The sequence below is a fragment of the Thioclava sp. DLFJ5-1 genome (assembly GCF_002020115.1).
Classification (GTDB): Bacteria; Pseudomonadota; Alphaproteobacteria; order Rhodobacterales; family Rhodobacteraceae; genus Thioclava; species Thioclava sediminum.
This window is the reverse complement of sequence record NZ_MPZU01000001.1, coordinates 1,219,717-1,237,484: the sequence shown is the minus strand read 5'-3', so window position 1 is coordinate 1,237,484 and position 17,768 is coordinate 1,219,717. Positions and strand designations below refer to the sequence as shown.

The window sequence follows — 17,768 nt, the reverse complement described above, 5'->3', positions numbered from 1 at the left end:
GTCCGCCTCCCCCGCCTATGTGGTTTCGCGTGACGCTATCGGCGGGGGCCGGGGAAGGCAAGTTGTGGCGCTGTTCCTGTGTCGCAGCTCACCTCTGGTAGATCCCCGATCGTTCAACCCGCTTGGCTGGCTTCAGCGCCGGTTCATCGCATCGCGAAGCGCTGCGCCGAACGCGCCATTGCTGCTGTCCTTCGCCGGCGCCTTGCCTTGGCCCTTGCCGGGCCCTTTGCCACGGGGACCTTGCGGGCCGGGTTTGCCCCGGTCCTGTCCTGCCGGGCCTTTGCCCTTCGGGCGCTCGCCGCCTTCGGATTGCTTGCGCATCGACAGGCCGATCCGTTTGCGCGGGATGTCGACCTCGGTCACACGCACGCGCACCACATCGCCCGCCTTCACCACCTCATGGGGATCCTTCACGAAGCGATCTGCCAGCTGGCTGACATGCACCAGACCGTCCTGATGCACGCCGATATCCACGAAAGCGCCGAAGGCGGCCACGTTGGTCACGGTGCCCTCCAGGCTCATCCCCGACTTGAGGTCTTTGATGTCCTCGACGCCGTCGGTGAATTGCGCTGTCTTGAAGGTCGGGCGCGGGTCGCGGCCGGGTTTTTCCAGCTCTGCGAAGATATCGCGGATCGTGGGCAGGCCGAAATCGCCGGTGACGAACTGCTCCGCGCGCAGGTCTTTGAGCGCCGCGGGCTGGCCCATGATCTCGCGGATGTCGCGACCGCAACTTTGCACTATTTTGCGTGCGACGGCGTAGGCCTCGGGGTGGACAGAGGAGGCATCGAGCGGCTCTTCGCCGTCACGAATGCGCAGGAAGCCCGCGCATTGCTCGAAGGCCTTGGGGCCGAGCCCCGCCACTTTCATCAGCGCGCGGCGCGAGGGGAAAGCGCCGTGCGCGTCGCGATGCGCGACGATGGCCTGTGCCAGCGCGGGGCCAAGCCCGGCGACCTGCGCCAGAAGCGGCGCGGAGGCCATGTTGAGATCCACGCCCACCGCGTTCACCGCATCCTCGACGACAGCGTCGAGCGCCTGCGACAGGCGGCGCTGGTCCACGTCGTGCTGATATTGGCCGACGCCGATGCTTTGCGGTTCGATCTTCACCAGCTCCGCCAGCGGGTCCTGCAGGCGCCGCGCGATCGAGACCGCCCCGCGCAAGCTCACATCCAGATCGGGGAACTCGCGCGCGGCCAGTTCCGAGGCCGAATAGACCGACGCACCGGCCTCCGAGACCACCACTTTCGTCGGTGTGCGCACGCCCGGCGGCAGCAGCTTCAGCGTGTCGGCGACCATCCGTTCGGTCTCGCGGCTGGCGGTGCCGTTGCCAATCGCGATCAGCTCGACCCCGTGACGCTTGACCATGTCGATGATCTTCGCCTCCGCGCCGCGCAGATCCATCTTCGGCTGGAACGGGTAAAGCGTTGCAGTCTCCAGAACTTTGCCGGTCGCATCGACCACCGCCGCCTTCACGCCCGTCCGGATGCCCGGATCGAGGCCCAGCGTGGCGCGCGGACCGGCGGGGGCTGCCAGCAGCAGATCATGCAGGTTGCGCGCGAAGACCTTGATCGCTTCGTCATGCGCGCGCTGGCGCAGCTCGCCCAGCAGATCGACATAGAGCGAGACCGAGAATTTCACCCGCCAGGCCCACCGCGCTACATCGCGCAGCCACAGATCGCCGGGACGCCCGGCCTGCGTGTCGAAGGTCGCCGCGATTTTGCCGATCGCGCGGTCTTCCCCGGTCTCGGGATCGGGCGCGATTTCCATCGTCACGATCTCTTCCTTCGCGGCGCGCAGAATGGCGAGCGCCCGGTGGCCGGGAATGTCGGCCCATTTCTCGCGATGGTCGAAATAGTCGGAGAACTTCGCGCCCGCCTCTTCCTTGCCTGGCACGACCCGCGCGGCGATGAAGGCCTCGGCGCGCATGAAGTCGCGCAGGGTGCCGAGCAGCTCGGCGTTTTCCGACAGTTCCTCGGTCAGGATGTCGCGCGCACCGTTCAGAGCGTCCTTCGCCGTGGGCACGGCCTCGGTGACGTAACCCTCGGCCAGCGCCTCGGGCGCGGCGCTCCGGTCCTCCTGAATGGCGCGCAGGAGCGGCTCCAGCCCGTTCTCGCGCGCGATCATCGCCTTGGTGCGGCGCTTGGGTTTGAAGGGCAGGTAGATGTCTTCGAGCGTGGCCTTGCTTTCGGCCCGCGCGATCGAGCGTGCCAGATCGTCGGTCAGCTTACCTTGCTCGCGGATCGAGTTGAGGATCGTCTCGCGCCGCGCCTCCATCTCGCGCAGATAGCCCAGCCGATCCGAGAGCTGTCGCAGCTGCGTATCGTCGAGCCCGCCCGTGACCTCTTTGCGGTAGCGCGCCACGAAGGGCACGGTCGCCCCACCATCGAGAAGCCCGATCGCCGCGGTAACTTGTGCGGGCTTCGCCGCGATATCCGTGGCGATGGTCTGCGCGATGCGGGCTTGGACGGGGGCGGAATCGGTTTGGGCCAAGGCTGTCTCCTGATGCGGTCGGGTTGCCAGCAATAGCCGCCTGCTTGGCCGGGGAAAAGGGGCAAGGCTGCAGGTAGGCGGATTGCTCCGGCCTCCGCCCTCCGAAGCCGTTCGAAGCTCTTGAGGCTTCGAGCCGGGAGGCGGGCTTTCGCCGTAGCCGCGCCACGGTCCGGGCAACCGTCAGAGGGACCCGGCGGGCAGGGGGTGGTAGCAGGCGACCCGTTGATCGTCGCCGATCTCTTCCAGCGAAGGAGCCGCGTCCCGGCATTTATCGGTCGCGTAGGGGCATCGCATGGCAAAGGCGCAGCCCTTGGGCGGGTCGAGCGGGTTCGGCAGTTCTGCCTGGCCCTGCTCCGGGTCCGAGAGCGCACGCCCCACGACCGGCGCGCTTTCCGCCAGCAGCTTCGTGTAAGGGTGGCGCGGATGGGCGAAGATTTCTTCGGCGCGGCCTTCCTCGACCACCGAGCCGAAATAGAGCACCGCGATCCGGTCAGAGACCGCCTCGACCACCGCCAGATCGTGACTGATGAAGAGGTAAGTCAGGCCGAATTCGCGTTTTAGGTCTGCCAGCAGGTTCAGCACCTGCGCCTGCACCGACACATCGAGCGCCGAGACGGGTTCATCGAGGATCAGGATGCGCGCCTGCGCCGCCAGTGCCCGCGCGATGCCGATGCGCTGCGCCTGACCGCCGGAGAACTCATGCGGGTAGCGGTCGAGGAAATCGGCGCGGAGGTTCACACTGTCAAAGATCTCGAGGATACGCTTCTCGCGCGCCTTGCGGTCCATCCCGTGCAGCAGCTTCAATGGCGCATCCATGATCTGGCGGATCGTTTTGCGCGGGTTGAGGCTGCTGATCGGGTCCTGAAACACATATTGGATGCGCTTGCCGAACTCGGCCGGGTCGGCGTTATCGAGCGCCGAACCCTCGATTTCGATCGTGCCGGTCGTCGCGGGCAGGAGGCCCACCAGCATCCGCGCCAGCGTGGACTTGCCGCAGCCGGACTCGCCCACGATCCCCAGCGTTTCGCCCGTCTGGACCGAGAGGGTCATCGGATGCACGGCTTTGACCCCGCCGGTCGCGCCGCCGAACAGCTTCTTGCCGACGGGGAAGGTTTTCGACAGGTCGGTGATTTGCAAGGCGATGCTCATGCGGTTTCCTCCGCGAGAGTGGTTTCGGGATAGAGGCAGCGCACGGCGCGCGATCCGGTCCCTTCGAGCAGTATCTCGCCTTCTTTGCACGACGGTTGCGCCTTCAGGCAGCGATCGGCGAAGGCGCAGCCTGCGGGCAAATTGTCGACTGACGGCGGCAAGCCCGGGATCGCCTCCAGCTTTCGTTTGCCCGCACCCAGTTCGGGCACGCAGGCAATGAGCCGCGCGGTGTAGGGATGGGCGGGTGCGCGCAAGATCTCCATCGTCGGGCCTTCCTCGACGATCCGGCCCGCATACATCACCGCCACGCGGTCGCAAAGCTGGGCCACCACGCCGAAATCATGGGTGATGAAGATGATGGCGAGCCCGCGTTCGCGCCGCAGATCGTCGAGCAGCGAGAGGATCTGCGCCTGCACCGTCACGTCGAGCGCGGTGGTGGGCTCGTCCGCGATGATCACGTCGGGATCGTTGGCCAACGCCATCGCGATGCCGACGCGCTGACGCATGCCCCCCGACATCTCGTGTGGGTAGCTGTCCACGCGCTCCTCGGCATTGGGGATGCGCACGGATTTCAGCAACTCGATGGCCTTTGCACGACCTTCGGATTTCGAGATCGCGCGATGGCTGGAGATCGCCTCCACCAGTTGATCGCCGACCTTGTAGAGCGGGTGTAGCGTCGCCAGCGGGTCCTGGAAGATATAGGCGACGCGACGACCGCGTAAGGAGCGCAGATCGCCATAGCGCGCGCCGATCATGTCGCGGCCCTCAAGCCGCGCGGCCCCGCCGGTGATGACGCCGGGCGGCGAGGCGACAAGACCCATGACCGACAGCGCCGTGACCGATTTACCCGAGCCGGACTCGCCGATCACGCCGAGACATTCGCCGGGTTTGACCGAGAGCGAAACACCTGACACCGCCTTGTAGATGCGGTCCTTGACGTGGAATTCGGTGCGCAGGTTCTCGAGGCTGAGAATGCCGTCAGTGGCGACTTTCGGCGCGGGGGTGTGTTTGCGGTCCACGCGGGTCGCCGCCATCGGACGGCTCAGCGCGCCCGATTTCAGCCGCGGGTCGAGCGCGTCGCGCACGCCGTCGCCCAGCAGGTTGATGCTCATCACGATGATCAGGATCATGATGCCGGGGATGACCGAGGTATGCGGGTTGGTGATCAGCGCCGAGCGCGCCTCGCCCAGCATGCTCCCGAGATCGGCCTGCGGCGGCTGCGAGCCGAGCCCGAGGAAGCTCAGGCCCGCCGTCTCGAGGATCATCCAGCCGATCGTGGTGGACATCGCGATCACGATCACCGGGACGACGTTGGGCAGGATTTCCGAGGTGATGATGCGCGCATTGGACATGCCCGCAAGCTTCGCCGCATCCACGAATTCCTTATTGGCGAGCCCCACGGTAATGCCGCGGATGTTGCGCGCGAAGAAGGGGATGTTGACGACCGACACCGCGATCAGCGCATTCACGAGACCGGGGCCGAGAGCGGCGACGATCGCCAGCGCCAGCAGGATATAAGGGAAGGCCATCAGCATATCGACGGCGCGCATGATGATATTGTCGGTCCGCCCGCCATAGAAGCCCGCGATGATGCCGACTGCAGCGCCCGCGACGGCGGCGAAGAGAGCGGCGGCAAAGCCAACGGCGAGCGACAGTCGCGTGCCCCACAGAAGCCGCGAGAGCAGATCGCGCCCCAGCGCATCGGTGCCCAGCAACGCGCCATCGGAAAATGGCGGCAGGAAGCGGTTCGCGGTATTCGTCGCATCCGGATCGACGAGCGGCAGCAGCGGCGTGATCAGCGCCAGAGCCACAACCAGCCCCATCACGATCAGCCCACCCAGCGCCAGCCGGTTGCGCGCGAGAAGTTTGAAGAACGCGCTCATGTCTTGATCCTCGGGTCGAGAAGGCTCTGGGCGACATCGACGATGATGTTGAAAATGACGTAGCAGGCCGCGACGAAGACGACGCCGCCTTGGACGAGCAGGATGTCACGCTGCAAGATCGCATCGACCAGCATCCGCCCGATGCCGGGCCACTGGAACACGATCTCGATATAGACTGCGCCCGACAGCACGAAGCCCGCCTGAATGCCGAGCACCGGGATGATCGAGACCATCGCCGCGCGCAGCGCATGGCCCCATATCACGCGGCCCTCTTTCACGCCCTTGGCCCGTGCGGTGCGGATGAAATCCTGCCGCAGCACCTCCAGCATGGCCGAGCGCGACAGCCGCGCCACCACGCCGGTCGCCACTACCGCCAAAGCCAGCGCGGGCATCGTGAGGTGATGGAGCAGGTCGGGCAGGTCGCCGCCGCCATAGATCGCATACATCCCCGAGACCGGCAGCCATTGCAAGTCCACCGCGAAGATCAGGATCATCATCATCCCGAGGAAGAAGGACGGGATCGAAATGCCCAGCAGCACCACGAAGGTGATCGCCTTGTCGGCGAAGCCATATTGGCGCGCGGCCGAGACCACGCCTGCGAGAATGCCGAACACCGTGCAGAGAACGAAGGAGGTGCCCGCAAGGATCAGCGTGTTGTTGAACCGCTCCAGAACCTCGTCGATCACCGGGCGGTTGAGCGAGAAGCTCTGGCCGAAATCGCCGTGGAGCATGTTTCCCAGCCAGATGAAATAGCGCGCCACCAAGGGCTGATCGAGGCCGAGATCGCGGTTCAGCTTCGCCACGTTTTCGGGTGTGGCATAGCTGCCCAGGATCGCGGTGGCCGGGTCGCCCGGGATCATCGCCATGATCAGAAAGACGATCACCGTGATCCCGAGGATCACCGGCACCGCCAGCAAGAGCCGTTTGAGGATATAGCTGCCCATTGGTCTCCCTTTGGGTGACGCGCAAATGATGAAAAAAAGGGTGCGCGGACCTGTCACGGCCCGCGCACCCGGAAGGATCAGGCCTTCGTCACGTCCTTGAGGAGCAGGAAGAACGAGGGCTGCAGCGTGAAGTCCGACACTTTGTCGTTCGTCACCGCGTTCTGCTTCCAGTTCGCCACGAAGACCCAGGGCGCGTCGTCATGCACGATCTGCTGCATCTTCTTGTAAAGCTCGGCGCGCTTGGACTGATCGGTCGCGGTGCGCGCCTCTTCGAGCAGCTTGTCGACCTCGGGGTTCGAGTAATAGCCCGAGTTGAAGCCGCCCTTGTCGGGCCAGGCATCGGTGCGCAGCGCGAGATAGGGCAGGGTGTCGGGATCATTCGTCATCCACGCCATCTCGGCCATGTCGACATGCTGGCCGTTCGCATCCAGACCCGGGTTCACCTTGCCGAGGAAGGTGTTCCACTCGAAGGTCTCGATCTTGGCGTTCAGCCCCACCGCTTTCAGGTCGGCCTGAATGGCCGTGCCCATCGCCACCGGGTCGAGCATCCCCGAGCCGCCATCGGTGACGTAGAAGGTCACTTCCGTGCCCTCGGCCACGCCGGCCTCTTTCAGCAGCGCCTTGGCTTTCTCCGGGTCGTAGGGATAGGGGTCGAGGCTGTCGTCATGCGCCCAGGCGAAGGCGGCAGGCGTCGGGCCGTTGGCCACGGTTGCCGTGCCTTCGAGCACATCGTTGACGATCGCTTTCTTGTTGATCGCGTAGTTCGCGGCCTGACGGGCGCGCTTGTCCTTGAACGGCCCCTTGGCGCAATCGAGGATCAGGAACCAAAGATGCGGACCGGCCTGTTCGACAAGGTGATACTTGTCGTTCTGGAACTCCTTGAGCGCCACGGGCGGCACCTCGACCATCAGGTCGATCCCGCCTGCCAGCATCTCGGCCACGCGGGTATTGGCGTCGGTGATCGGGCGGAAGATCACCGCCTTGAGCGAGGTGGGCGTGTCCCAGTAATCCGGGTTGCCTTCGACTACGACGGCCTCGTTCGGGCGCCATTCTTTGAAGGTGAAGGGGCCGGTGCCGACCGGGTTGCGGCCGAAATCCTTGTCGAATTTCTTCACCGCCGTCGGCGAGACGATCAGCCCCGTCGGATAGGCGAGGTTCGACAGGAAGGGCGCATAGGGTTCTTTTAGCGTGAAGACCACGGTTTGCGGGTCTTTCGCGTCGATCGTGTCCACGCTCGAGAAGAAGAAGGCGAGCGGGAAGGGGCCGGTGTGGTAATAGGGGTGGTTCTCATCGAGCATGCGCTCGAAGTTGAATTTCACCGCCTCGGCGTCAAAATCGGACCCGTCATGGAATTTCACGCCCTGACGCAGGTGGAACGTGTAGGTCTTGCCGTCGTCGGAAATGTCCCAGCTCTCGGCGAGGGCCGGTTCGACTTCGAGCGTGCCGGATTTGTAGCGCACCAGCCCGTCATAAAGATTCATCAGAATGCGGAAGTCGTTCACGGCGGTGACCGCCGCCGGATCGAGCGCCTTGGGCTCCGCGATCTGGCCGACGACCAGAACGCCGGGCGGGGTCGCTGCCATCGAAGGCAGACCGGTTCCCATCAGGACGCCCGTCGCCACGCCCGAGATCAGAAGACCGCGCCGCGTAAGGGTGAGTTTTGCCATAGTACCTCTCCTGTTCAGCATGGCTGATTTTTATTGGTGATGATTGCATGAGGGCAAATTATCATGATAAATGCAAGAGCGCAGATTAACGGAGTTCCGCCGTGACGGTATCAATTCTGGCATATGACGAAAAAACAGGCGCCTATGGCGGGGCGGCCATGACCGGCAGCCTCTGCGTCGGCGGCTGGGTGCTGCGCGGCGGCGCCGAATCGGGATTGTCGGCAAGCCAGGGCACCGCGCCCTCCACGCTCTGGGGCGAGGATGTGCTGGCGAAGATGAAGGCGGGTATGTCCGCGGCGCAGGCCGTGGCCGAGGTGACGGGCCCCGATACCGGGCGCGCCCATCGCCAGCTGGCCGCGATCGACCTGCGCGGGCGCACGGGCCATTTCACTGGCGAAATGTCGGTGCCGGTCTGCGGTGCGCTGGAAGGGCCGGGTGTCGTGGTGTCGGGCAATATGCTTGCCGATTGGTCGGTGATCGCGGCGGTGCGCGATACTTACCTGTCCACGCTCGGCGCGATGCCAGACCGGCTGATGGCCGCGCTGGTGGCAGGCGCGCAGGCGGGGGGCGACTCGCGCGGGCTCCTCTCGGCGGCGCTGCTGGTGGCCTCGCGCGCGACGACGCCGCTCACCTTGCGCATCGACCGCTCGGCCAAGCCGCTCGAGGATCTGGCCGACCTGCTCGCCGCCGCCCGGGCCGAGCCCTATTACGGCTGGACCCGCGTCGTGCCGACGCTCGACGATCCCTATCGTGCCCCCGATCTGGTGAAGCCGGAAGTGATCCCGCTGCCCGAGACGGGGACGGAGTGAGATCTAAACTTGGCGCGGGCGACCAGCCCGGGCCGCGCACGTCCGGCCTTCGCGATGCTCAGGCGTTCGCCGGGATGTCCTTCCACTGGAAGGCCACCTTCTCCCGGCCCACCCCTCCCCACGGGAGGGCGCATTGGCGGCGTCTGCGCATGCATCACCGATTTTCGGATTTGCGAAATAAATCGCTAAGCGACACGCGTCGCAAAGCGCCCACCCGAGGCTCGGGCGCGGCCCTAGGCGCGGAAGCCCGTGTCACTCGGCGATGAAGCGCTTCATCACCTCGGCCTCCTGCGCCTCCATGAAGCGCTGGGCCGTGGCCATGTGATCGGCCATGATCGTGCGGGCATCCTCGGCACGGCCCTCGCGTAGCGCGGCGATCAGGGCGATCTGGTGGTTGCGCCCGCTCTCCCACAGCTCGCGGTTATGGGGTGCGTAGAGTTTGCGGTAGACCGTCAGGTCCGACAGGATTTGCGCCATGAAGCGGATCAGGAAGGCCAGCAGCGCATTGTCGGAATGACGCGCCAGCACCGCGTGGAATTTCAGGGAATCCACATGCTGCTCGCGCTCTTCCTCGGGCGTGGCGGCGGGGGCGGCATATTGCGAGACCAGCGCCTCCAGCTCGGCGAGATCCGCCTCAGAGAGCTTTCCGGCAAGGCTCGCAGCCACTTCGGGCTCCAGCGCGCGGCGGATCTGGTAGATGTCGGCGACCGTCAGGTCCTTGAAATAGAAGTAGTTTCCCAATAGCGCCCGGGCGCGCTCCTCGCTGACCTCGCCCACGAAGGAGCCGCCGCCCGGCCCTGTGCGCGTGGTCACCAGCCCCTGCGCCTCCAGCAGCCGCATCGCCTCGCGGATCGTGCCCTTCGCCATGCCGAACCGTTCGATCATCTCGGCCTCGCCGGGCAGGCGGTCGCCCTTCTTCAGGCGCTGCGCGACGACCCAGTCCTTGATCTGATCGGCCACGCGGGCGGGGCGGGAGCGCTTGGGTTCGTTGGCGGGTTTGCGGGGCATCGGATCTCTTGAGGGGAAACTCACTGGCGTTTCTCCTAGACCAATTCGCATCAAAAGAGTAGATAGCTATTTATCATGATAAATAGAGGTGATGCCATGCAGGACTGGGGTGCGGTTGCGCAAGAGCGGCTGGAGACGATCGCGAAAGCCTCCGAGCCCGGTCCCGGCGTGACCCGGCTGCCGTTCGGTCCCGAGCACGAGGCGGCGCTGGAGATTATCACGGGTTGGATGGATCAGGCGGGCTGCATGGTCGCGCGTGACGCAGCAGGCACGCTGATCGGGCGGCGCGCGGGGCCTGCGGGCGCGCCCACGCTGCTGATCGGCTCGCATCAGGACAGCGTGCGTCATGGCGGGGCTTTCGACGGGATCATGGGGGTGGCGCTGGGATGTCTTGCGCTCGAGGCGCTTGGGGATCGCGCGCTGGAGTTTTCCGTGGAGGTGCTGGCCTTCGCCGACGAGGAGGGCGTACGGTTTCCGACCGCATTGATCGGGCCGCGCGCGCTGGCGGGCACGCTCGACCCGGCCGTTTTCGAGATGGTGGACAAGGCGGGCGTGAGCCTTGGCGCGGCGCTCGAGGCCTTTGGTGGCGATCCGGAGGGCGCGGCAGCGTTGGCGCGCGATCCGGCCACGGTCGCAGGCTATCTTGAGCTGCATATCGAGCAAGGCCCGGTGCTTGAGGCCGCGGACAAGCCGCTGGGCGTCGTTACCGCGATTTCCGGGATCGAGCGGCACCATGTCACGATCACCGGCGAAGCAGGACATGCGGGCACCGTGCCGATGGAGATGCGCCATGACGCGCTGCTGGCGGCTTCGGATCTGGTGCGCGGCGTGCATGACATGGCGCGCGATTACGGTATTCGGGCGACGGTCGGGCAGCTCGATGTCTCGCCCAACGTCGTCAACGCGATCCCCGCGCGGGTCGATCTGACCATCGAGATCCGCGCCGCCGAAGATCCCGCGCGCGCTGCGATGGGCGCGGCGCTTAGCCCGCTTTGTGCGCAGATCGCCGAGGTCACTGCGACGCAGATCGAGATTGAGAAGACCTATGCTCAACCCGCCCAAGCCTGTGACGCAGGGCTGCGAGAGGGGCTCGCCGCAGCCGTTCGCACCGCGACCGGAGCGCCCGCGCCCGAGTTGCCCTCGGGAGCCACACATGACGCCTCTGCGATGGCCGATCTCTGCCCGATCGCGATGCTGTTTTTGCGCTGCAAAGGCGGGATCAGCCACAACCCGGCCGAATATGCGGGCGCTGTGGACATGGGGCAGGCGGTCGACGCACTGGCTGCTTTCCTGGCTGGTTTTTCTTCCAACGCCTGAGGCGCGCAAGGCCTTCCCGGCACGTATTACGCCGCAGGGCATTGCATCAAAACTGGCTATCTGCTTCCGAAATATTCGGACGTTAGGCGGGACCGCGGGGCATCCACACCGACCCGCTTCCCAATGTTTTGGCTCGAGTGTGCAGACTTCGCGGCACTCGAGTAACCACACGATCGCCGCAGTGCCAGCATTCGACCGAGGAAAAGATTCGGATCGTGCTAGAAGGTCTGCGCGGCGAAGACAGCATCGCCGAGCTCTGCCGTCGCGAGGGGATCGCGACGAGCTTGTATTACCGCTGGTCGAAGGAGTTTCTCGAAGCGGGCAAGAAGCGGCTGGCGGGCGACACGGCCCGGCAAGCGACAAGCCCTGAGGTGAAGGAACTGCGACACGAGGCGGCTGCGCTAAAGGAGGCCGTCGCGGATCTCACGCTCGAGAACCGCCTGCTCAAAAAAGCATGCTCGGGGATGGGGCGTTCGAGGAATGAGATACCCGACCTCCGAGAAGCTTGAAATCATCCGGCAGGTGGAGCAATCGCACCTCTCGGCGAAGCAAACCCTGGACCTGCTTGGCATCCCGAGGGCAACCTTCTACCGCTGGTATGACCGCTACCAGTCTCTGGGCGAGGCCGGGCTCAAGGACCGGCCCTCACGCCCGTCCCGGGTGTGGAACCGGATCCCTGACAAGGTGCGCAGGCAGGTCGTCGACCTGGCGCTCGAGGAGCCTGAGCTGTCGCCGCGCGAGCTCGCGGTCCGGATCACAGATACCAAGCGCTACTTCGTGTCCGAGGCCAGTGTCTACAGGCTGCTAAAGGCCCATAACCTGATCGCCAGTCCGGCCTTCATCGTCATCAAGGCAGCCGACGAGTTCCACGAGAAGACGGTGCGACCGAACCAGCTCTGGCAGACCGACTTCACCTACTTCAAGGTGGTCGGTTGGGGCTGGTTTTACCTGTCGACGATCCTCGACGATTACAGCCGCTACGTCATCGCCTGGCGGCTTTGCACCACGATGAAGACCATGGATGTGGCCGCCACGCTGGAACACGCTCTGGTCGCTTCGGATTGTGACCGGGCCACAGTCGCCCACCGACCTCGGCTGCTCAGCGACAATGGCGCATCCTACATATCCGGGGAGCTGGCCGACTGGCTTGCGGATCAAGGCATGAACCACGTCCGCGGTGCTCCCCGACACCCGCAGACCCAGGGCAAGATCGAGCGCTGGAAGCCGCCATCGGTGACTTCATCGATCACTACAACCATCACCGCTACACGAGAGCCTCGGCAACCTCACCCCCGCTGACGTCTACCTGGGCAGGGGTGAAACCATCCAAAAAACGACGAAAGGAGATCAAAGCCAAGACCATTGAGAAGCGCCGCTTGGCTCGCATCGTCAGAACGCGGCATAGACTGAAAACTTAACGAGCCAGACCCTCCGTTCGAGATTAGCCGCTCGTGTCCCAAATCATCTGACGACGGACACTTTTGTCGTGTCAGGCGCATGCGTCAGTTGTCGTTCTCAGTATCCGACAACCACTGCGCCAGAGCTCTTCGTATCATCTCGGGCCGTGAGGGCAGGTCTTCGGCCAGCCTCCTACGATCATCGAGAGCCTTGATCATGTCGCGGGGAAGCCGAAGCGTTACAGCTTCAGTGTCGACAGGGGGGCGCCCGACTTTCTTTTTTTCCATTTCAGAGAATCTTTTTGTTGACGTCATAAATTTATGATGCCACATATATCGAGCGTCAGCAAGAGCTGCAACTCCCGCCGACGCCCTAACCACAGCCTTCTCGGATAAGGAGAAAACCATGGCTACTTTTCCCACTATCACGCGGCATCTTCAGAATGAAGACGGGAGTGACACTCCCGGCACGTCGATCCTGACGCTTTTCCCGCAGTTCCTCGATGCGCTTGAGGACTTCGTCGACTACGAGACTTGGCTCGACGAGGCCTACAGCTGGAACCCCGCTTTTCACGATAACCTCAGGCTGTCGGAAGCGGCCCAGGAGCAGATGCTTCACTGCCAAGAAATCATTCTCGCACTTCGGCCCAACTCTCCCGTCGAGAAACCGATCAAGCTCGCCGTCTTTGGTATCAAACTTGCAATGCTGAACGAAGACGACGATCGCCGCGTGCGCTTTCGCGACATCTTTCGGCGTCGGCGCGAAAATCTGCGGGTCAAAGGCGGGAGCGTGACCGACATTCAGGCCAATCGCCTTCTGACGCGGGCGCTCCCCCTCTTCGAACGGTTCCTCGAACTCGACATGTTCGATCCGGTCGAAGCCCTCGCTCCGCCGACTTCGGGCTGACGCTCCTTTCTTCGCTCCGTTCGTTTTCAGCGGCCCCTCGGCGAACACCCCAAAACTCTTTCAGTCAAATTCGTGCGCGGCTCGACTGCGCGCGCTCTTCCTGACCATTCATGGAGGGTCCACGATGACCCAGCAAAATCCCATCATCCTGCACATCCGTGGCGAAGATCAGCCGGTGCACCCGGGCAAGATCCACCAGAACTGGATCGATGCCGCCGAAGCAAAGGGCTACCGCGTCGTCGCTCGCATCAAGGACAAGGATCACCTCGCGCTCGAATGCAAGAACTGCGGCGGCTTGCAGATCAAGCGCCACTCCGTCGTGCTTAATTTTCAGCCCGACTGCCCGACCTGTATTGAGGCCCGCTGGAGGGTGACCGCAGAGCTGGCCGGCTTGGAGATGCTCGGCCGCGATCCCGACGCGCGGAGCTACGGCATTTACCGTGCAGCTTGCGGGCATGAAATCCGCCGCCAATTCCCGTTCATCCAGAAGATGGCGCGCGGCGAAACCGATGCGCGCTGCGAGACGTGCCACGCGGCACTCGAACAGGCGGAGGCCCGTGAAGAAGGCTGGGAACTCCTCGGCTCCGATCCGCAGGGCGACGTCAACTATCGGCTCTATCGCCACGCGGACGGCTGCGGCGCGGAAGGTCGGATCGCGCGTGTCAATATGCAGACTGGGCGTTTCACCTGCCCCGGATGTGGCGATTGCTGGTCGACGGAACCTAGCTACCTCTACGCGATGAAGTTCGAACTTACGACCGGGGTTTCGGCGATCAAGCTCGGGTTCTCGCGCAATCCGACGTCGCGGCTGCGACATCAGCTTCACCGACATCCGGACCTGAAACGGGACCTGCTCCTGCAGGTTTCGATGCGCACCGGTCGGCATGCCCAGCGTGTCGAGAAACGCCTGCACAAGTGGCTCGCGAACGCATTTCCCGGCGAAATCCTCGAGCCCGAGGAATTCTCCGGCGAGCTGCGCGTCAAGTCCGAACTCTATCGCGCTGGCCTTGAAGAGACGATCCTCCGCCAGCTTCGCCGAGTGCAAAGGAAGGAAGAGCGTGAGGCCAAGCGAAGCCGCATCAAGGCACGCGCGCGCTCGGAACGGCTGCGGCCTCTTGGCGACTGACCTTACCCTTTCCCTTCAAGAGAACAAAAGCGGCCCTGAACGGGGCCGCCCTTCCCCTCGATGCCGGAGGCACAAATGCTGCAAACACTTCCGTCACTGCCATGGGCAGCCCTCGCGCTTCACGCGCTTAGTCGGCGAGCGGAACTCGATCCGACGCCTGTCGACGAGTTCGACATGACTGCGGTTGACGACACCCCCAAGCCTCCGCGGGCAATCGCCGCCCCGCTCGCAACCGTCGAGGAAAAACAGCCCTCATCGCTCTGGGACGCATGTCAGGTCAGCAGCCTTGCGCCGCTCGAACTCTCCCTTCTGCTCCGCCTCGCGGCCACGTTTGAGACGACCGACTGCATCGATGCGCTCTTCGCGAAGGGGGCGGTGACCTTTCTGACCGGCGCCTCCGGCATCGAGATGGAAGCGGCAGCGAAAGTGTTCAGACAATTCTTCCTGCCGCGGGATTTCGTGCCCGAGGTCAAAGCCTCGATGAAAACCGAAAAGGCGATCGCGTTCTCCGTCCACGTTCTGCGCGGGCACCCCCGGAGTGGGGTTGTCGGCGAATTCGACGACTTGCTTAGGGATGGAGAACCGCTCCTGATCGTCGTGCCGAGTGAACTTTCGCTTCCCGACGGGATGCAGCGAGCGCTTCCGTCGTTTCGCTTGGCGCCCCTCTCCCGCGACGTTGTGCTCGCACAGCTCCAGCTCACCTATGCCCCTTCTTCGCTCGCGGAACTTCGACAGCGGCTTCCGGAAGATGCCGAGATCGCCAAGCTCACCGCTACGGCGCTTGCGCTGGCGTTCCGCGCGTCGAACGCCGAGGATGCAGCGCGTCGGCTCGCGACAGCTGTGCCGCAGACTATCACCCCGACGAAAACGCCACCGACACTCGACGACATCTCCGGCGAGGGCGAGGCGCTGCTTGCGGCTCGGCGTATGGTATCTGACCTGCGGCTCTGGAAAGCTGGTGAGGTTGCGTGGGCCGACGTCACCCGGTCGATGCTTCTCTTCGGTCCGCCGGGCACCGGCAAGACCTATATCGCGCGCGCGATGGGCCAATCCGCCGAGGCCAAGTTCGTCTTCGCTTCCTTCGCGGCGTGGCAGGCCGCGGGACATCTCGGTCAGATGCTCGAAGCGATGCGCACGAGCTTTCAGGAGGCCCGCACCACGACGCCCTCGATCCTCTTCATCGACGAAATCGATGCGGTCGGATCGCGCGCCGACAACGATCAGCATTCGCGAAACTATCGACGCCAAGTGATCAACGGCGTCCTCGAAGAGATCGATAAGACGGCACAGACTGAGGGTGTCCTTCTGATCGGCGCGACGAACGACCGGGACGCAATCGATCCGGCCGTTCTTCGACCAGGGCGTTTCGATCTTCATGTGCCGGTGACGCACCCGGACCGGAAACTGCTTCTTGGCATTTTGCGCTCTCATTTCGATGCGCCGAACGATCAGCTTTCACCGATCGCCCGGGACGCTGTCGGGATGAGCGCCGCGGATCTCGACGCAGCTATCCGGTCCGCCAAGAGCGTCGCTCGGGCGGAAGGCAGGAGACTCGAGGTTGCCGATTTGAAGCGCGGGATTGGCGCGACCCAGCACGTTGACCCGCAGGCCCTCTGGCGGGCGGCGCTACATGAAATCGGGCATGCGATCGTCTTTACGCGCCTCGGCCTCGGCATGATCCGACGCGTCTGTCTCACGCAAAAGGGCGGAGGCGAGATATTTCCTCTGACTACGGCGACGCTCCAAACTCCTGCCGATTTCGAGGATGAGCTGACCTTTCTTCTAGCCGGTCGAGCGGCGGAAAAACTTGAGCTCGGGGCGGCCGGCGCCGGGGCTGGTGGGGACGAAAGATCAGACCTCGCGCTAGCGACACGCCGCTGCATCGACATCGAAACGCGCTTCGGCCTCGGCTATCACGAGCTGGTCTGGCAAGATGCTCCTGACGCGACACTTCTGCAAAACCCGCATGTCTACGAGCGCGTCTCGGACCGCCTCGCGACCCTGCAGATCCGGGCGATGCGTATTCTTCAAGAGCACCGACGGCTGCTCCAGGACGCCGCCCGGCGGCTCGCCGAGGAGCGTGAGATCGGCGGCGAAACCCTCGCGCAGCTGCTCGGGCCGCCGCGGGCCAGACCCTTTGTCAGCCTTCGCACCTTCCCGACGAAGAAACGTCCGATCGCCCAGAAGGAGGTTGATCGATAACCGGTTCAGGTGCCGTGCGCTTCGAGATCGGGGACGTTTTTTCTGGCGTCCTAGGTTCTTCAGAGGGCCCGAATGAAGAATGCCATTCCGGATTTGAAAAAGTATTTCCAAAATCCGGATTTTTCGGGAGGAAAGGCTATCGTCAAGGCCGCCTGCACACCACCGGACGGTATGCCGGAAGCCAGCCGTCAGACGAGCTTGCCGCTTCGCGATAGTTTTCCACAGCTTCGTGCATCCGGGGGCACGCTGAACCGTAGCAAACGCAAAGAAAGCGTCTCCGAACACCTAACCCAACCACTATACTGAAAGCACGCCCAAACTCGGGCGGTAGCGAAACTAAGAAACCCAAACCAACGCGCAATCGCGCGAACAAAGGAGACTTGCCATGAACATGCCCCCGAAACGCTATTACACGATCGCGGAGGTCGCGAAGATCTGCGGCGTCACCCGTCCGTCAGTTGACCGCTGGAATTGCGACCGACCCGACTTCCCGCACAAGGTCTTGCTTGGCGGGAACACTGCCCGCTTCCGGGTCAGCGATATCGACGGCTGGCTCGCCAATTGCGAAGCGCATCTTGATGGCTAAGAGGCGTGAAAAAGAGATCAAGGTTCGTCTTACCTCCGACGAGCTTGCGATCATCGACAGGCGGCGCAAGGCGGCCGGATCGGCCACGCGCGGGAAGTTTCTGCGCGAGCGCTGCCTCGGCACACCCCGCGACACCCAATTCGAAGCAACCGAAATCGCCGGGCACCTCGGCCGTCTCGGCCTCGCGGTCAACGGACTTGCGCCTCATGAGACGGACGCGACGCTCGAGCTCGCCAAAGAAGTGCGGGAGCTAACGACGGCGATCCGCAGATGGTCGGAGGGTTGA

The 17,768-nt window shown here is 64.1% G+C and carries 16 protein-coding genes and 1 pseudogene; 9 read left to right on the top strand and 8 right to left on the bottom strand.

The window, feature by feature from the left end; all coding sequences use genetic code 11:
- Nucleotides 1-132: 132 nt before the first annotated feature.
- From BMI86_RS05860 to BMI86_RS05840, 5 genes are all read right to left on the bottom strand, one after another.
- A complete protein-coding gene (locus BMI86_RS05860; RefSeq protein ID WP_078540160.1) occupies nucleotides 133-2,487 on the bottom strand; it encodes a Tex family protein in 2,355 nt (784 codons plus the stop codon).
- Nucleotides 2,488-2,667: 180 nt separating this feature from the next.
- On the bottom strand, nucleotides 2,668-3,636 hold the full coding sequence (locus BMI86_RS05855; RefSeq protein ID WP_078540159.1) for an oligopeptide/dipeptide ABC transporter ATP-binding protein: 969 nt from the start codon (nucleotides 3,634-3,636) through the stop codon (nucleotides 2,668-2,670).
- The gene (locus BMI86_RS05850) at nucleotides 3,633-5,519 is read right to left on the bottom strand and encodes a dipeptide/oligopeptide/nickel ABC transporter permease/ATP-binding protein (RefSeq protein WP_078540158.1); all 1,887 of its coding nucleotides are present in this window, start codon (nucleotides 5,517-5,519) and stop codon (nucleotides 3,633-3,635) included. The genes BMI86_RS05855 and BMI86_RS05850 overlap by 4 nt, the downstream gene beginning before the upstream one ends.
- Nucleotides 5,516-6,463 (bottom strand): ABC transporter permease, encoded by a 948-nt coding sequence (locus BMI86_RS05845; protein ID WP_078540157.1) that lies wholly within the window; start codon nucleotides 6,461-6,463, stop codon nucleotides 5,516-5,518. Before BMI86_RS05845 ends, BMI86_RS05850 begins: the two co-directional genes overlap by 4 nt.
- A 77-nt stretch (nucleotides 6,464-6,540) precedes the next feature.
- Entirely contained in the window at nucleotides 6,541-8,130 is a 1,590-nt protein-coding gene (locus BMI86_RS05840; protein ID WP_078540156.1) for an ABC transporter substrate-binding protein, read from the bottom strand.
- Nucleotides 8,131-8,231: 101 nt separating this feature from the next.
- Here BMI86_RS05840 and BMI86_RS05835 point away from each other — a divergent pair, with 101 nt between their 5' ends.
- The gene (locus BMI86_RS05835) at nucleotides 8,232-8,939 is read left to right on the top strand and encodes a DUF1028 domain-containing protein (RefSeq protein WP_078540155.1); all 708 of its coding nucleotides are present in this window, start codon (nucleotides 8,232-8,234) and stop codon (nucleotides 8,937-8,939) included.
- Nucleotides 8,940-9,191: 252 nt separating this feature from the next.
- Here BMI86_RS05835 and BMI86_RS05830 read toward each other — a convergent pair whose 3' ends face one another.
- Nucleotides 9,192-9,947 carry an FCD domain-containing protein gene (locus tag BMI86_RS05830; protein ID WP_078540154.1) on the bottom strand — a complete coding sequence of 252 codons (756 nt, stop codon included), beginning with the start codon at nucleotides 9,945-9,947 and terminating at the stop codon, nucleotides 9,192-9,194.
- A 75-nt stretch (nucleotides 9,948-10,022) separates the two neighbouring features.
- Here BMI86_RS05830 and BMI86_RS05825 point away from each other — a divergent pair, with 75 nt between their 5' ends.
- Nucleotides 10,023-11,264, top strand: coding sequence for a M20 family metallo-hydrolase (locus BMI86_RS05825; protein ID WP_246831637.1), 1,242 nt, complete (start codon nucleotides 10,023-10,025; stop codon nucleotides 11,262-11,264).
- Between the two features lie 197 nt (nucleotides 11,265-11,461).
- Nucleotides 11,462-12,682: pseudogene (locus BMI86_RS05820) on the top strand (IS3 family transposase); the annotation flags it as partial.
- 84 nt (nucleotides 12,683-12,766) lie between these two features.
- Here the strand turns inward: BMI86_RS05820 and BMI86_RS21545 are convergent.
- On the bottom strand, nucleotides 12,767-12,949 hold the full coding sequence (locus BMI86_RS21545; protein WP_143594729.1) for a ribbon-helix-helix domain-containing protein: 183 nt from the start codon (nucleotides 12,947-12,949) through the stop codon (nucleotides 12,767-12,769).
- Between the two features lie 118 nt (nucleotides 12,950-13,067).
- On the opposite strand from BMI86_RS21545, the gene BMI86_RS05810 reads away from it, so the two are divergent.
- Complete coding sequence (locus tag BMI86_RS05810) at nucleotides 13,068-13,568, top strand: hypothetical protein (RefSeq protein WP_078540151.1); 501 nt, start codon at nucleotides 13,068-13,070, stop codon at nucleotides 13,566-13,568.
- Between the two features lie 64 nt (nucleotides 13,569-13,632).
- Here BMI86_RS05810 and BMI86_RS21390 read toward each other — a convergent pair whose 3' ends face one another.
- On the bottom strand, nucleotides 13,633-13,881 hold the full coding sequence (locus tag BMI86_RS21390; RefSeq protein ID WP_210402696.1) for a hypothetical protein: 249 nt from the start codon (nucleotides 13,879-13,881) through the stop codon (nucleotides 13,633-13,635).
- On the opposite strand from BMI86_RS21390, the gene BMI86_RS05805 reads away from it, so the two are divergent.
- The 5 genes from BMI86_RS05805 (at nucleotide 13,864) to BMI86_RS05790 (ending at nucleotide 17,768) form a co-directional block, all read left to right on the top strand.
- Nucleotides 13,864-14,694, top strand: coding sequence for a GIY-YIG nuclease family protein (locus tag BMI86_RS05805; RefSeq protein ID WP_210402695.1), 831 nt, complete (start codon nucleotides 13,864-13,866; stop codon nucleotides 14,692-14,694). The genes BMI86_RS21390 and BMI86_RS05805 overlap by 18 nt on opposite strands.
- Nucleotides 14,695-14,769: 75 nt before the next feature.
- The gene (locus BMI86_RS05800) at nucleotides 14,770-16,896 is read left to right on the top strand and encodes an AAA family ATPase (protein WP_168173795.1); all 2,127 of its coding nucleotides are present in this window, start codon (nucleotides 14,770-14,772) and stop codon (nucleotides 16,894-16,896) included.
- A 72-nt stretch (nucleotides 16,897-16,968) separates the two neighbouring features.
- On the top strand, nucleotides 16,969-17,202 hold the full coding sequence (locus BMI86_RS20925) for a hypothetical protein (RefSeq protein WP_143594700.1): 234 nt from the start codon (nucleotides 16,969-16,971) through the stop codon (nucleotides 17,200-17,202).
- 79 nt (nucleotides 17,203-17,281) lie between these two features.
- Nucleotides 17,282-17,482 carry a helix-turn-helix domain-containing protein gene (locus BMI86_RS05795; RefSeq protein ID WP_078540149.1) on the top strand — a complete coding sequence of 67 codons (201 nt, stop codon included), beginning with the start codon at nucleotides 17,282-17,284 and terminating at the stop codon, nucleotides 17,480-17,482.
- Nucleotides 17,472-17,768, top strand: coding sequence for a hypothetical protein (locus BMI86_RS05790; protein ID WP_143594699.1), 297 nt, complete (start codon nucleotides 17,472-17,474; stop codon nucleotides 17,766-17,768). The genes BMI86_RS05795 and BMI86_RS05790 overlap by 11 nt, the downstream gene beginning before the upstream one ends.